This is a genomic window from Allobosea sp. GW821-FHT10B12 (genome assembly GCF_059415545.1).
In genome coordinates, this window is the sequence record NZ_JBWKNL010000004.1 from 308,043 (window position 1) to 321,919 (window position 13,877).

The window sequence follows — 13,877 nt, forward strand, 5'->3', positions numbered from 1 at the left end:
ATCAGATCATGCGCCGCGAGATTATCGAAGTCCCCGTCATCTCCGAGGCGATCCGCCGGCTCGGCGCGCCGACCTCGGCGCTGGCTCGCGCCGGCGACCTGCTCTTCACTTGCGGCATGCCTCCGATCGACAGCGTGACCGGCGAGATCGTCGGCGGCGATATCGAGACGCAGACCCGCGCCGCGATGGAGGCGCTGGCCGTGACCCTGCGCCATGGCGGCTCTTCGCTCGACGCCGTCGTCAAGGCGACGATCTTCGTCACTGATCCCGCGCTGATGGGCGGGGTCAACGCGGTCTACCGGACCTACTTCAGCGACGGTTTCCCGGCCCGGACCAGCGCCGCGATCCGGCCCTGGCCGCTGCCCTTCGACATCGAGATCGAATGCGTCGCCGCGCTCGGCTGAAGCTTAGCGATCCGCCCGCGCCACCACCGTGTGCAGCAGCACGTTGAGGCCGGGCTCGAGATCATCGGGCGTGCAGAGTTCCTGGTTGTTGTGGGTGATGCCGCCTTGGCAGGGCGAAAAGATCATCGTCGTCGGCGCATGGCGGGCGACGAAATAGGCGTCGTGCCCGGCCTGGCTGAGGATATCGCGCGTGCGGTAGCCGAGGGTCTGCGAAGTGGCCCGGACCTGCTCGATCAGTTCATCCGCGAAGACCTTGCCGCCCCAGTTCCAGACGTCGAGGATCTCGGCCGTGCAATCGGCCCGCGCCGCCGCCTCATGCACGGCGCGGCGCACGCGCTCGGCCATCACTTTGGCGGTTTCCGGGTCGGCATGGCGGACATCGCAGGTCGCCTGCGCCCAGTCGGAAAGAATGCCGGGCTTGTTCGGCCATGCCACCAGCCGCGAGGCCGTCGCCTTGCCGCCGCTGCCGGCATGCTCCCAGCCGAGATCGTCGACCGCGACGAGCAGGCGTGCTCCGGCGATCAGCGCATTCTTGCGCCGCTCCATCGGCCAGGGGCCGGTATGAGCGGTCTCGCCTTTGAACTCGACGAGCATGCCGGTGCTGGCATAGCCGCCGGTGACGACGCCGACCTGCATGCCCTCGCGGTCGAGGATCGGTCCCTGCTCGATATGGAACTCGACATAGGCGTCGAAGGGATGCGGCGTCGCCTCCATCTCGCCGCGATAGCCGATCCGGTCGAGTTCCTCGCCGATCGTCTTGCCGTCGTCATCGCGCCGCCCCAGCGCCCAGTCGAGCGTATAGGCACCGGTGAAGCAGCCCGAGCCGACCATCGGCGGCGAGAAGCGCCCGCCCTCCTCATTGGTCCAGTTGACCACCTCGATCGGCCGTTTCGTGCGATGGCCGAGCTGGTCGAGCGTCCGACAGACCTCCAGCCCGCCGAGCACGCCGGCGATGCCGTCGAAGCGCCCGCCATTCACCTGCGTGTCGAGATGGCTGCCCATCACCACCGGCGGCAGGCTGTCGTCCTCACCGGCCCGGCGCGCGAAGATATTGCCGATGCCGTCGATCCGCACGCTGAGGCCCGCCTGCCGGCACCATTCGATGAAGACGTCGCGCACCTCCCGGTCCGCGTCGCCGAGCGCCAGCCGCGACAGCCCGCCGGGTCGGCCGACCCCGATCTCAGCCGAGCGCTCGATCGTCGTCCAGAAGCGCTCGATATCGATGCGTGCGGTCGCTGGCAGGCCCATGAGATTCCCCTGATTCCGGACGCTGAGCGCGCCGCTTCGATCCGCGACAATCGAGGCGGCAGCCCGCTTCTGGCAAATCGATATTGGTGATGGGTTTCTCTGGTCCCGGTGGCACGGAAAGCCACACGTACCGGTATGTCAGCGGCGCAGAAGGCGCTTGACAGGCGCGCATGCGTAATGGAATGATTGTTCCATTGAATATTAAAAACGGTTTTTTTGTTTCGTTTTTGAATGCAGCGCAGAGTCGGCGGTCGCGCCTGGCGCGTGTCCTCCCTTCTTCGCCATCCAGGTTGTCCGCGACGCTCCGCGGCCCGCCACGTCGCCCGAAAACCGGCCGGTCGAACCCGATCGGACCGACAACGAAAGCGGGGGACATCCCCGCATGGGAGGATGAGATGAAGCGGTTTCTCGCAGGGATGATTGCCGCCGCCGCCATCGCGGTGACCGGTGCGACGCCGAGCGTCGCGCAGCAGACCAGGATCATCGTCGTCAGCCATGGCCAGGCCGCTGACCCATTCTGGTCGGTGGTCAAGAACGGCGTCGCCAAGGCGGCGGCCGATCTGAAAGTCGCCGTCGACTACCGCGCCCCAGAGACCTTCGACATGGTGGCGATGAGCCAGCTGATCGACGCGGCGGTGAACCAGAAGCCTGCCGGCCTCGTCGTCTCGATCCCCGACGCCTCGGCGCTCGGCCCTTCCATCCAGAAGGCGGTCGCCGCCGGCATCCCGGTGATCTCGATGAACTCGGGCTCCGACGTCTCGAAGAAGCTCGGCGCTCTGCTGCATGTCGGCCAGGACGAGTTCGACGCCGGCAAGGCCGCCGGCGAGAAGCTCGCCAGCATGGGCGGCAAGGTCGGCGTCTGCGTCAACCACGAGGTCGGCAATGTCGCGCTCGATCTGCGCTGCAAGGGCTTCGCCGAGGGCTTCAAGGGCAAGGTCACGACCCTGCCGGTCTCGAACGATCCGTCCGAGATCCGCTCCAAGGTCAAGGCGGCGCTCTCCGATGCCAGCGTCGATACGGTGATGGCGCTGAGCGCCTCGCTCGGCGGCGAGCCGACCCTGGCGGGCGTCAAGGAGGCCGGCAAGATCGCCACCGTCCGCGTCGCGACCTTCGATCTCTCGGCCAATTTCCTCAAGGCGATCGCGGCGGGCGAAGCCGCCTTCGGCATCGACCAGCAGCAGTTCCTGCAGGGCTATCTGCCGGTCGCCTTCCTGGCGCTCAACGCCGAATACGGGCTCGTTCCCGGCGGTAACGTCCCGTCCGGCCCGAATCTCGTCACCAAGGAGAAGGCGGCCCAGGTCGTCGACCTCTCGGCCAAGGGCATCCGCTGAGCGATCTGCGGCGGCGCGACCGGCGCCGCCGCTCCCTCCCCGGACGGTTCAGAAGCTGAAGGTGCGCGCCATGACGACGTCGACCGCCGATCTCGCCGCGGGTGCATCCCGTCCAGCTGACCCGGCCGCAGAGGCCCGTGACGAGCGGCTGCGCCGCGTCTCGCTGGTTGCCCGGCTGATGCGCCGGCCCGAATTGGGGGCGGTCGCCGGCCTCGTCCTCGTGACCGTCTTCTTCGGGCTCACCGCCAACCCGGCGATGTTCACCCTCGCTGGTGTCATGACGGTGCTCTCGCCGGCATCGCAGCTCGGCATCCTCGCCATCGCCGCGGCGCTTTTGATGATCGGCGGCGAGTTCGACCTCTCGATCGGCTCGATGATCGCCTTCGCCGGCCTCGTCTTCGGGGCGCTGATCGTCGTCGGCGACCTGCCTTTGCTGGCGGCGATCGTCGCGACCTTCGTCTTCGCCAGCCTGATGGGCGCGGTGAACGGCCAAATCGTCATTCGCACCCGGCTGCCCTCCTTCATCGTCACCCTCGCCTTCCTGTTCATCCTGCGCGGGCTCTCGCTGGTCGGGCTGAAATGGGCGACGGGAGGCTCGACGCAATTGCGCGGCATCGGCGACAAGGCGGGCACAGGCGTGGTGCGCGAGCTCTTCTCCGGCCAGGCGCTGGAAGGGCTGTTCGCCTGGCTCGCCAAGGCCGACTGGATCGCCAAGTTCCCGAATGGCACGCCGACCGTGACCGGCGTCCCCGTCGGGGTGCTCTGGTTCCTCGCCATTGCGGCGCTAGCGACCTATGTCCTCCTGCGCACCCGCTTCGGCAACTGGATCTTCGCCGCCGGCGGCGATCCCAACGCGGCCCGCAATTCCGGCGTGCCGGTCAACATGGTCAAGACGACCCTATTCGTGCTGACCGCCTGCGCCGCCACCCTCGTCGCCATCCTGACCGTGCTCGATGCCGGCTCGACCGATGCCCGCCGCGGCTTCCAGAAGGAATTCGAGGCGATCATCGCCGCCGTCATCGGCGGCTGCCTGCTCACCGGCGGCTATGGCTCGGCGATCGGCGCCTTCTTTGGCGCGATCATCTTCGGCATGGTCTCGATCGGCCTGACCTATACCAGTTTCGACAGCGACTGGTTCCAGGTCTTCCTCGGCGGCATGCTGCTGCTCGCCGTTCTCTTCAACAACTTCATCCGCCGCAAGGCGACAGGGGAGCGCTGAACATGACCGCATCTCCCGAACAGACGCCCCTCATCGAGGTCCGCGACATCGTCAAGCATTTCGGCTCGGTGATCGCGCTCTCGGGCGTCTCGCTCAAGGTCTCGGCCGGCGAGGTGCTCTGCCTGCTCGGCGACAACGGCGCCGGCAAGTCGACGCTGATCAAGACGCTCTCGGGCTGTCATCGCCCGAGCTCGGGCGAGTTCCTGGTCGAGGGCCGGCCGGTCGCCTTCTCCAGCCCGCGCGATGCGCTCGATGCCGGCATCGCCACGGTCTACCAGGACCTGGCGATGATCCCGCTGATGTCGATCACGCGGAACTTCTTCATGGGCCGCGAGCCGATCCGTGGCTTCGGCCCGCTGAAATGGATCGATTTCGATCTCGCCCATGCGGTGACGCGCGACGAGATGCATAGGATCGGCATCGACATCCGCGATCCGCATCAGGCGGTCGGCACGCTCTCGGGCGGCGAGCGCCAATGCGTCGCCATCGCCCGCGCCGTCTATTTCGGCGCCAAGGTGCTGATCCTGGACGAGCCGACCTCGGCGCTCGGCGTCGCCCAGACCTCGATGGTCCTGAAATACATCAACCTCGTGCGGGCAAAAGGCCTTGGCGTGATCTTCATCACCCATAATGTCCGCCACGCCTATGCCGTCGGCGACCGCTTCACCGTGCTCAACCGCGGCAAAACGCTCGGCACCTACGCCAAGTCCGGCATCGCCATGGACGAGCTGCAGAACCTGATGGCCGGCGGCAAGGAATTGCAGGCGGTCTCCGAGGAGCTTGGCGGCACAGTCTGACATCTGACGAGCATCTGGTCCTTCTTTTCTCTTCGCTACGGAGATTGCTCATGCGCGCGCTCGGCGTCGGCCTGATCGGCACCGGCTATATGGGCAAGTGCCACGCTCTGGCCTGGAACGCGGTCGCCCCGGTCTTCGGCGACATGCCCCGCCCGAAACTCGCCATGCTCTGCGAGGTCGACGAGGCGCTGGCGGCTCAGCGGGCCGGCGAGTTCGGCTTTGCCGGGGCGACCGCCGACTGGCAGGCGCTGGTCGCCCATCCCGATGTCGATGTCGTCTCGATCACCACGCCGAACGCCTTTCATGCGCAGATGGCGATCGCGGCGCTCAAGGCTGGCAAGCATGTCTGGTGCGAGAAGCCGATGGCGACCAGCCTTGATGACGCCGAGGCGATGCTGGCGGCCGCGAAGGCGGCCGGCACGGTCGCGGCCCTCGGCTACAACTACATCCAGAACCCGGCTATCCGGCTGGCGCAGCGCCTGATCGCTGACGGCACGATCGGGCCGGTCAACCATGTCCGCGTCGAGATGGACGAGGATTTCATGGCCGATGCCGGCGCGCTGTTCTCGTGGAAAAGCGAGGCTGCCTCCGGACATGGCGCGCTCGACGATTTCGGCGTGCACGCCTTCTCGCTGATCAAGGTTCTGCTCGGCGAGGTCGAAGCCGTCATGGCCGACATGGCCAGGCCCTATGCCGAGCGCCCGCTCCAGGCTGGCGGCACCCGCACGGTCGAAACGCACGACATCGCCATGCTATTGCTGCGCCTTTCCACCGGCGCTTCCGGGCTCGTCGCCCTCAACCGCTCGGCCTGGGGCCGCAAGGGCCGGATCGCCCTGCAGGTCTTCGGCGCCAGGGGCACGATCGCCTATGACCAGGAGCGGATGAACGAGATCGAGCTCTACACCGCCGAGGGGAAGGCTGACGTCCAGGGCTTCCGCCGCATCCTGACCGCCCCGGCGCATGAGCCCTATGGCCGCTTCATTCCGGCGCCCGGCCATGGTCTCGGCTTCAACGAGCTCAAGATCATCGAATGCCGCGAGCTGCTGCGCGCCATCGCCGGCGAACCGGCGCATCTTCTCGACTTTGAGGCGGGCTTGCGCATCGAGCGCACGGTCGATGCCGCGGCCACGAGCTTCCGTGAGGGATGCTGGACGACGGTCTGAGGACCTGCTTCGCTGATGTCGTGGACGAAGCGTGATTCTCGGCGATCTAGCCGGTTCCGATCGCCAGAAAAGCGCGCTAGGTATATCGTTCGTATACGAACGAGGATCAGCGATGGCGCGACCGAGCAATGCGGCCGAGACGCCCGAGCCTGTCGACGAGAACTACGACCTCGCCGAGCAGGTCGGCTTCATCATGCGCCAGGCGGCGCAGCGCCATGTCTCGATCTTCAACGAGATCATGGGCAGTGACCTGACGCCGACACAATGGGCGGTACTGGCGCGGCTCTATCAGGATGGCGGCTCCTCGCAGAACCTGCTGGGACGCCAGACCGCGATGGACGCCGCCACGATCAAGGGCGTGGTTGACCGCCTGCTCAAGCGCAAGCTGGTCCAGACCAAGCCCGATCCCGAGGATGGCCGTCGCCTCATCGTCGAGCTCAGTCCGGCCGGCCTCGACTACACCCGCGAGCTCCTGCCCAAGGCGGAGACGGTGACGAAGGTCACGCTCGCCCCGCTTGCGACCAACCAACGAACCACGCTGATCGCACTGCTTAAGCAGTTGCGCTGAAGCGCATCTGCTAAGTGATCACATAACTCTCGCAGCTCTCCGCCATCGCCTTGGCCTCGTCCAGATCGCTCGAGGCGCTGGCGTGGATGGCGAAGAGCGGGTCGCCCGCCGCGACCCTGTCACCGACATGGCGGCGCAGGTCGATGCCCGCCGCCTTGTCGAAAGGGGCGCCGGCGCGCCGCGCGATTCCCGCGACTGCCCAGCCGTCGATCTCGCTGACGATCCCGGCCTTGGGCGAGCGCACGGTATGGACCAGCAGCCCGGGCGCGACCGGTGGCTCGCGCCGCCCTTGAGCATCGATGATCCGCTCGAAGGCGGCCCGCGCTGCGCCTGAGCGCAGCAGCTCTTCGGCGCGTGCCCGTCCGGCCGCGACCGAGCCGAGAGCTGGGTCCCAGGCCAGGATGCGGCTGGCGAAGAACAGCGCCTTCTCGACCAGGTCGGCCGGTGCCTGCGGGTCGTTGTCGAGCACCCAGCCGACATCGCGGCATTCCAGCGCCGGGCCGATGCCGCGCCCGATCGGGCGGCTGCCATCGGTCGGGAAGGCGCTGACGACGAGGCCGAGGCCGGCGCCGACGGTCTCGAACAATTGCGCGAGTTCGGCGGCCTCCGCCTCGCTCTTCAGCTTGGCGCGTGGGCCATAGGGCAGGTCGACGATGACATGGGTCGAGCCGGCCGTGAGCTTCTTCGACAGGATCGAGGCGACCGACCAGCGATTGGAATCGATGCCGAGCGGCCGCGTGATCGCGTTCATCACGTCGTCGACGACGGAATGGTTGAGCCGGCCGTTCCAGGCGATCGAGCCGCGTGCCTTCTCCACACAGGCACGCAGCTCGGCCGGGTTAAGCTCGACGTGGGCGAGCGCCTCCATCGCATCGGCCGTGCCCGCCGCCGAGGTGATGGCGCGCGAGGAGGTCTTGGGCATCAGGAAGGCGCCATGCGCCGCGACGATCGGCACGACGATCAGCGTGATCCGGCTGCCGGGGATGCCGCCCATCGAATGCTTGTCGACGACGATCTTGTCAGGCCAGGTGATCTTCTGCGCGAAGCGGGTGCGCACCCGCGCCAGCGCGACGACCTCGTCGTCGGAGAGCTTCTGCGTCGCCGCGACCAGGAAGGCTGCGACCTCGCCATCGGGATAGCGCGCCTCGACGATGTCCCGGATCAGCGTGTGGTACTGCTCTTCGGTGAGCTCGCCGCCCTGGATCTTGCGGGTCAGCGCCGCCCGGCTTTCGGGCGAGGGCGTGCGCCGGAGCGTGACCTCGCTGCCCTCGGGCAGGCCAAGCTCGTCGAAGGCCTCGGCCGACAGGCCAATCTCGTCGCTGCCAAGCAAAGCGGGTGAATCGACCACCTGCACATCCGAGCGGATGCTCGCCGTTGCTCCGGAGATCTCGATCCGGCCGGGCCCGAGATAGTCGAAGCCGTTGACGATCTCGCCCTTGGCCGGGAGATAGGCGCAATGCGCCCGTCCGGCGAAGAGCGGCAGGCGACGCAGGCGCATCGTGTTGGCGGCGGCCTCGACCGCGGCGATGAAGCGCTCGATGCCGATCTCGACGCTCTGGTCGTTGCAGATCGTCGCTGCCCTGATCCCTTCCGGGCGCGGCTCGACCGTGCGCGACAGGCGCTTCTCGATCGCCTCGCCGCTTTCGCGCCCGCGCCCGGCGATGCGGGCGGCGAGCACCTCGGGCGGCGCGGTGACCTCGACCACGACGAAGCGCGGCAGGCGGGCGGCGAGTGCCGCGATCGTGGCGCGCGAGCCGTTGGCGATGACGTTGCGGCCGGCTTCGACCAGCCGCTTCAGCTCGGCCGGCAGGCCGTAGCGCAGGCCGTGGGCGCCCCAGGTGATCAGGAAATCGCCCCTGGCCTCGCGCGCGTCGAAGGCTTCGTCCGTCGCCGCCTCATGGTCCTCGCCCGGCGAGCCGGCCGGGCGGGTGACGACGCGGCGCGCGAAGACATAGCGGCCCGTCGGCTCCAGCAGGGCGCGGGCGCCGTCGATCAGCGAGTCCTTGCCGGCCCCGCTGGGGCCGACGACGAGGAAGAAGGTGCCTTGCCGCATTCCCAGGCCGCAGTCCTGCTCAGGCTTCGTCGAGGCCGATGTCCACCGCCGGCGCCGACTGGGTGATCTTGCTGGTCGAGATATAGTCGACGCCGGTCCGGGAGATCGGGCCGATCGTGTCGATGTTGATGCCGCCGGAGGCCTCTATCTTGGCGCGGCCGGCGATCAGCTCGACCGCCCTGGTCATGTCGGCGACCGACATGTTGTCGAGCATGATCACGTCGGCGCCGGCCTTGGCGGCCTCTTCGACCTGCTCGAGCCGGTCGCATTCGACCTCGAGCTTGGTCAGCACCGGCAGCTTCTTGCGGGCGCGCTCGACCGCGGCGGTGATGCTGCCGCAGACGGCGATGTGGTTGTCCTTGATCATCACGCCATTATCGAGGCCGAGGCGGTGATTGAGGCCGCCGCCGCAGGTCACGGCGTGCTTCTCCATCATGCGCAGGCCCGGCGTCGTCTTGCGGGTGTCGATCAGCCGCGCCTTGCTGCCGGCCATGGCGGCGGCATAGCGGGCGGTCTCGTTGGCGATGCCGGAGAGGCGCTGGGCGATGTTGAGCGCGGTGCGCTCGGCGGTGAGCACGCTGCGGGCCGAGCCTTCGATCTCGACCAGGATCGCGCCCTTCTCGACCTTGTCGCCGTCCTTGACGCGCAGGGTCACCTTGAGCTCGGGGTCGTAGCGCTTGAACACGCGGGCCGCGACCTCGACGCCGGCGACGATCATCGGCTCGCGGGCGTTCATGTGGAACTTGCCGGTCTCGCCCGGCTCGATCATCACCTGGACGGTGAGGTCGCAGGCGCCGATATCCTCGACCAGCCAGTGGTCGATCAGGCGGTCCGTGGCGAAGACGTCATACATGGAAGGGTCCTCTCTCCCGCGGCGCTGCCGCTTCAAACATGTTTGTATGCAAACAATAGCAGCGGGAAAATTTGGCTGTCAATGCGCCATTGAAGCCGTGCTTGCAACCGTCAATCGCGTCATATGGAGGTCATCTCCGCTGGGTATATATCCGGCTCAGAAGCGCCATAAATAATCTTGTATGCAAGATTGAGTGGCCGCTTCTCCTTTTCCGCGACGAACCATCGCGAGCTCGGCCATGACGGCTGAGGCCGTGGGCCAATCTCGCGATTGGGCGTAGAATAGGCGGCCGTCCCGCGTCTCGCCGCTGTCTTGACTTGGTCTAAGAGGCGCGCCAGTATCGTTTGTACACAAACAAAATTCTTAAGACCCGCTTTGCGGGAGGATCAAGCATGGCGCTGGACGAAGCGAGCCCGGTCGCGGACGACAAGATCCGCTGCGATGCCTGCCCGGTGATGTGCTTCATCAAGCCGGGCGCCGTCGGCGCCTGCGATCGCTACGGCAATGTCGAGGGCGAGCTGGTCCGGATGGAGCCGCATATCGTGCTCGAGCGCACGCTGGAACATGGCGGCGAGGTCGTTCCCTTCGCCGGTAGCCGTGAGTGGGACGGCGAGATCGTCCACCAGCAGGGCACCTTCATCACCGCGATCGGCGCCGGCACCACCTACCCCGACTACAAGCCGGCCCCGTTCATCGTCTCGTCGCAGGTCGACGGCGTCGACATGGTCACCGTCGTGACCGAGGGCATCTTCAGCTATTGCGGCGTCAAGGTGAAGATCGACACCGACCGCTTCCTCGGCCCGGAGCAGGCGACAGTGCGCGTCGAGGGCGAGGCGATCGGCCACGTCACCACCGGCGAATACGGCTCGCAGATGCTCTCGCTCGGCGGCGTCCACCATCTCACCGGCGGCTCGAAGAAGGAGGGCCGCGTCACCTGCGACGCGCTGCTCCAGCTCAGCAATGGCAAGGCGGTCGAGCTCACCATCGACGACGGCGAGACCGTGATCGTCCAGGCCGGCAAGCCGCCGATCGTCAACGGCATCCAGGAGAGCCGGATGCGCGTCGGCTGCGGCTCGGCGACGATCGGCATCTTCGCCAAGCAATGGCATGGCAAGGTCGACGAGGTCGTCGTCGTCGACGACCACATCACCGGCGTGCTCTCCGAGCACCAGGCCGGCAAGCTGCTCGGCATGGCCGGCACTGGCATCAAGATGAAGGGCCGGCGCTCGACGCCCGGCCGCTATTTCCAGGTGGCCCAGCCCGGCACCGGCTGGGGCGGCACCAATATCAGCGATCCCCTGACCATTCTCGGACCCTTCGATCCCAAGGTCGCCTATCCCGGCCTGCGCCTGCTGATGGTCTCGACCACCGGCGAGCACGCCGCCTATTACGAGCTCGACGAGAACCTCGTTCCGGTCGAGATGCAGATGCCGCAGCCGCTGGTCGAGCCGGTCGAGCGCATCGCCGAGAATTGCGAGCCGGCGCTCTCGACCGTGCTCTTCATCGGCGGCGCCGGCGGCTCGCTGCGCGCCGGCGTCACCGAGAATCCGGTCCGCCTGACGCGCTCGGTCAAGGACGCGCTGACCTATGTCACCTGCGGCGGCGCGCCTGTGTATATCTGGCCGGGCGGCGGCATCACCTTCATGGTCGACGTCACCCGCCTGCCCGAGAACGCCTTCGGCTATGTGCCGACGCCGGCGCTGGTCGCGCCGCTCGAATTCACCATGAGCCTGACCGATTACGAGGCGCTTGGCGGCCATATGGACGCAATCCAGCCGCTCGCCTCGCTCAAGGGCGGCAGCCGCCTGCGCCTGCCGCAGCGCCCGGACAATCCCTGGCCGCTGGCGCCGGAGCAGCCGCGCCGCTCGCTGGGGTAGGGCGATGTTGGCCTGTCCCATCCGTTCGACGCTGCCCAGGGGGCGCGGGAGCCCTCTTCCGCTTGCGGGGGAGGGTTGGGAGGGGGCTTTTCGAGGCCGAGCCCTTTCCCATGATGCGCGGATCGATCGTCGAGGGTGGCAGGCCCCCTCTCCATCTCTCCCCCGCAAGCGGGAGAGAGAGCTTGTCGTGGTTCCGCGCCCGAGTAATGGGGCTTAGCGATGTGGGAGAAGCCTTCCGCGCGTATCATGCCGGATGGCCGGCGCCTGCTCCTGCAGCAGGGGCCGATCGATCTCGTCATCGAGGCTGTCGGCGAGCCGGGCGCGGTCAAGGCCGCGCATGAGGCGGCTATCCTCCGCTTCGACGGCCTGCTCGCCGAGCTCTGCGACGAGTTGCAGCTGCTGCGCACGGCGGTGAGCCGGACGAGCCCGCTGCCGCTCGGGCCGGTCGCCCGGCGCATGCATGCGGCGGTCAGCCCCTTCTCTGAGACCAGCTTCATCACGCCGATGGCTGCGGTCGCCGGCTCGGTGGCGCAGGAAATCCTCGGGGTGATGTGCCAGGCCGCGCCGCTGCAGCGCGCCTATGTCAACAACGGCGGCGACATCGCCCTGCATCTCGCTCCCGGCGAGCAGTTCCGCATCGGGCTGGTGAAGCGGCCCGATCGGCCGGAATTCTTCGCCACCGCGACGATTCGGTCGGAGGACGGCGTCGCCGGCATCGCGACGTCAGGCTATCCCGGCCGCAGCTTTTCGCTCGGGATTGCCGAGGCGGTGACGGTGCTGGCGCCGACCGCCGCCATGGCCGACGCCGCCGCGACCGTGATCGCCAATGCGATCGACCTGCCCGGTCATCCCGCGGTCGAGCGCCTGCCAGCGAGTTCCATCCAGAGCGACAGCGATCTCGGCGAGAGTCCGGTGACCCGCAACGTCGGACCGCTTTCCGTCGACGAGATCGAAACCGCGCTCGCGGCCGGCCTCGCCGAGGCAGAGAACCTGCGGACAGCAGGCCTGATCGTCTCGGCCGCCATGCATCTTCAGGGCGTGAGCCGCGCGCTCGCCACGCCTATGATCGTTCAAGAAAAGCCTGAGAGGAGACTGGCCCGTGCCTGAGATCGCCGTGCGAAAATACGCCGTGACCGTCGAGGAGATCTTTCATGAGGGCGGCCCGGCCGCCTCCGTGCCGCTGAAGCGCGGTGCGGCGCTGGCGGTGATCGCCAACCCCTATGCCGGCCGTTATGTCGAGGACATCCAGGGCTTCATGGATGATCTGAAACCCTTCGGCCTCGCCATGGCACAGCGCCTGCTCGCGGCGATGGGCGGCGACGCCGGGGCGATCCAGGGCTATGGCAAAGGCGCCATCGTCGGCGCCGCCGGCGAACTCGAGCATGGCGCGCTCTGGCATGTGCCAGGCGGCTACGCCATGCGCGAACTGCTCGGCGACGCCAAGGCGATCGTGCCCTCGACCAAGAAGGTCGGCGGGCCCGGCACACGCCTCGATATCCCGGTCACCCATGTCAACGCATCCTATGTTCGCAGCCATTTCGATTCCTTCGAGATCGGCATCACCGATGCGCCCAAGGCCGATGAATTGCTGTTCGCGCTGGTGATGACCACCGGGCCGCGCATCCATGCCCGCGTCGGCGGCCTCAAGGCGAGCGAGATCAAGGGCGAGGACGGCCTGCGATGAAAGCTAAGGTTCGCAAGATCGTCACGATCCTCGACGAGACCCATAGCGAGCTCGGCCGTCCCGTTTCGCCGCCGATCAAGCGCGCGGCGGCGGTTGCCGTGATCGCCAATCCCTTCGCCGGCACCTATCAGGACGACCTCTCCGAGCTGATCGATATCGGCGAGGAGCTCGGCGACCTGCTCGGCCGCCACGCGCTGGCAGCGCTCGGCATCGAGGGCGAGGCGGTACAGGGCTATGGCAAGGCTGCCGCCGTCGGCGAGGACGGCGAGCTGGAGCATGCCGCCGCGATCCTGCATCCCAAGCTCGGCGCGCCGCTGCGCAAGCTCCTGGGCAAGGCGCCGGCGCTGATCCCGTCCTCGAAGAAGCGCGGCGCGCTCGGCGTCGTCCTCGACGTGCCGCTCGGCCACAAGGCGGCGGCCTATGTCCGCAGCCATTTCGACGGCATGGAAGTCCGCATTCCCGACGCGCCGCGCGCCGGCGAGATCGTCGTCGCGGTGGCACTGACCAGTGGCGGCCGGCCCTTGCCGCGCGTCGGCGGGCTCACCCATGCCGAGGCCAAGGGCGAGGACGGACTGCGGTAAGCAAGCCGCAGTTCAGATTTGAGCTTGAACCTCCACGTCATGCTCGCCCTTGTGGCGAGCATCCACGTCTTGGTCAGAGCATTTCACCAAGGAAGACGT

Annotated in this window: 13 protein-coding genes; 10 read left to right on the forward strand and 3 right to left on the reverse strand. The window is 67.6% G+C overall.

Going from position 1 to position 13,877, the window contains the following annotated elements; translation table 11 throughout:
• Positions 1–8 precede the first annotated feature (8 nt).
• Positions 9–404 carry a RidA family protein gene (locus tag AC07O0_RS16085; protein WP_494624689.1) on the forward strand — a complete coding sequence of 132 codons (396 nt, stop codon included), beginning with the start codon at positions 9–11 and terminating at the stop codon, positions 402–404.
• Positions 405–407: 3 nt separating this feature from the next.
• Here the strand turns inward: AC07O0_RS16085 and AC07O0_RS16090 are convergent, their stop codons facing one another.
• Positions 408–1,652, reverse strand: a complete 1,245-nt coding sequence (locus tag AC07O0_RS16090) for a Zn-dependent hydrolase (RefSeq protein ID WP_494624690.1) — start codon at positions 1,650–1,652, stop codon at positions 408–410.
• A gap of 395 nt (positions 1,653–2,047) precedes the next feature.
• On the opposite strand from AC07O0_RS16090, the gene AC07O0_RS16095 reads away from it, so the two are divergent.
• The 5 genes from AC07O0_RS16095 (at position 2,048) to AC07O0_RS16115 (ending at position 6,730) form a co-directional block, all read left to right on the forward strand.
• A complete protein-coding gene (locus tag AC07O0_RS16095) occupies positions 2,048–2,983 on the forward strand; it encodes a sugar ABC transporter substrate-binding protein (protein WP_494624691.1) in 936 nt (311 codons plus the stop codon).
• A 70-nt stretch (positions 2,984–3,053) separates the two neighbouring features.
• Positions 3,054–4,202 (forward strand): ABC transporter permease, encoded by a 1,149-nt coding sequence (locus tag AC07O0_RS16100; RefSeq protein WP_494624692.1) that lies wholly within the window; start codon positions 3,054–3,056, stop codon positions 4,200–4,202.
• Positions 4,203–4,204: 2 nt separating this feature from the next.
• Complete coding sequence (locus AC07O0_RS16105; protein ID WP_494624693.1) at positions 4,205–4,999, forward strand: ATP-binding cassette domain-containing protein; 795 nt, start codon at positions 4,205–4,207, stop codon at positions 4,997–4,999.
• A 50-nt stretch (positions 5,000–5,049) separates the two neighbouring features.
• Entirely contained in the window at positions 5,050–6,162 is a 1,113-nt protein-coding gene (locus AC07O0_RS16110; protein WP_494624694.1) for a Gfo/Idh/MocA family protein, read from the forward strand.
• A 112-nt stretch (positions 6,163–6,274) separates the two neighbouring features.
• Entirely contained in the window at positions 6,275–6,730 is a 456-nt protein-coding gene (locus tag AC07O0_RS16115) for a MarR family winged helix-turn-helix transcriptional regulator (protein ID WP_494624695.1), read from the forward strand.
• Positions 6,731–6,740: 10 nt separating this feature from the next.
• Here AC07O0_RS16115 and phnN read toward each other — a convergent pair whose 3' ends face one another.
• Positions 6,741–8,783 carry a phosphonate metabolism protein/1,5-bisphosphokinase (PRPP-forming) PhnN gene (phnN, locus tag AC07O0_RS16120; protein WP_494624696.1) on the reverse strand — a complete coding sequence of 681 codons (2,043 nt, stop codon included), beginning with the start codon at positions 8,781–8,783 and terminating at the stop codon, positions 6,741–6,743.
• A gap of 19 nt (positions 8,784–8,802) precedes the next feature.
• Complete coding sequence (gene nadC / locus AC07O0_RS16125) at positions 8,803–9,636, reverse strand: carboxylating nicotinate-nucleotide diphosphorylase (RefSeq protein ID WP_494624697.1); 834 nt, start codon at positions 9,634–9,636, stop codon at positions 8,803–8,805.
• 392 nt (positions 9,637–10,028) lie between these two features.
• Between nadC and AC07O0_RS16130 the strand changes: the two genes are divergently transcribed.
• From AC07O0_RS16130 to AC07O0_RS16145, 4 genes are all read left to right on the forward strand, one after another.
• The gene (locus AC07O0_RS16130) at positions 10,029–11,513 is read left to right on the forward strand and encodes a 6-hydroxynicotinate reductase (protein WP_494624698.1); all 1,485 of its coding nucleotides are present in this window, start codon (positions 10,029–10,031) and stop codon (positions 11,511–11,513) included.
• A gap of 219 nt (positions 11,514–11,732) precedes the next feature.
• Positions 11,733–12,620: a UPF0280 family protein gene (locus AC07O0_RS16135; RefSeq protein WP_494624699.1), complete on the forward strand. Its 888-nt coding sequence runs from the start codon at positions 11,733–11,735 to the stop codon at positions 12,618–12,620.
• Positions 12,613–13,197, forward strand: a complete 585-nt coding sequence (locus AC07O0_RS16140; RefSeq protein ID WP_494624700.1) for an amino acid synthesis family protein — start codon at positions 12,613–12,615, stop codon at positions 13,195–13,197. The genes AC07O0_RS16135 and AC07O0_RS16140 overlap by 8 nt, the downstream gene beginning before the upstream one ends.
• Positions 13,194–13,778 (forward strand): amino acid synthesis family protein, encoded by a 585-nt coding sequence (locus tag AC07O0_RS16145; protein ID WP_494624701.1) that lies wholly within the window; start codon positions 13,194–13,196, stop codon positions 13,776–13,778. The genes AC07O0_RS16140 and AC07O0_RS16145 overlap by 4 nt, the downstream gene beginning before the upstream one ends.
• The last annotated feature ends 99 nt before the right edge of the window (positions 13,779–13,877 follow it).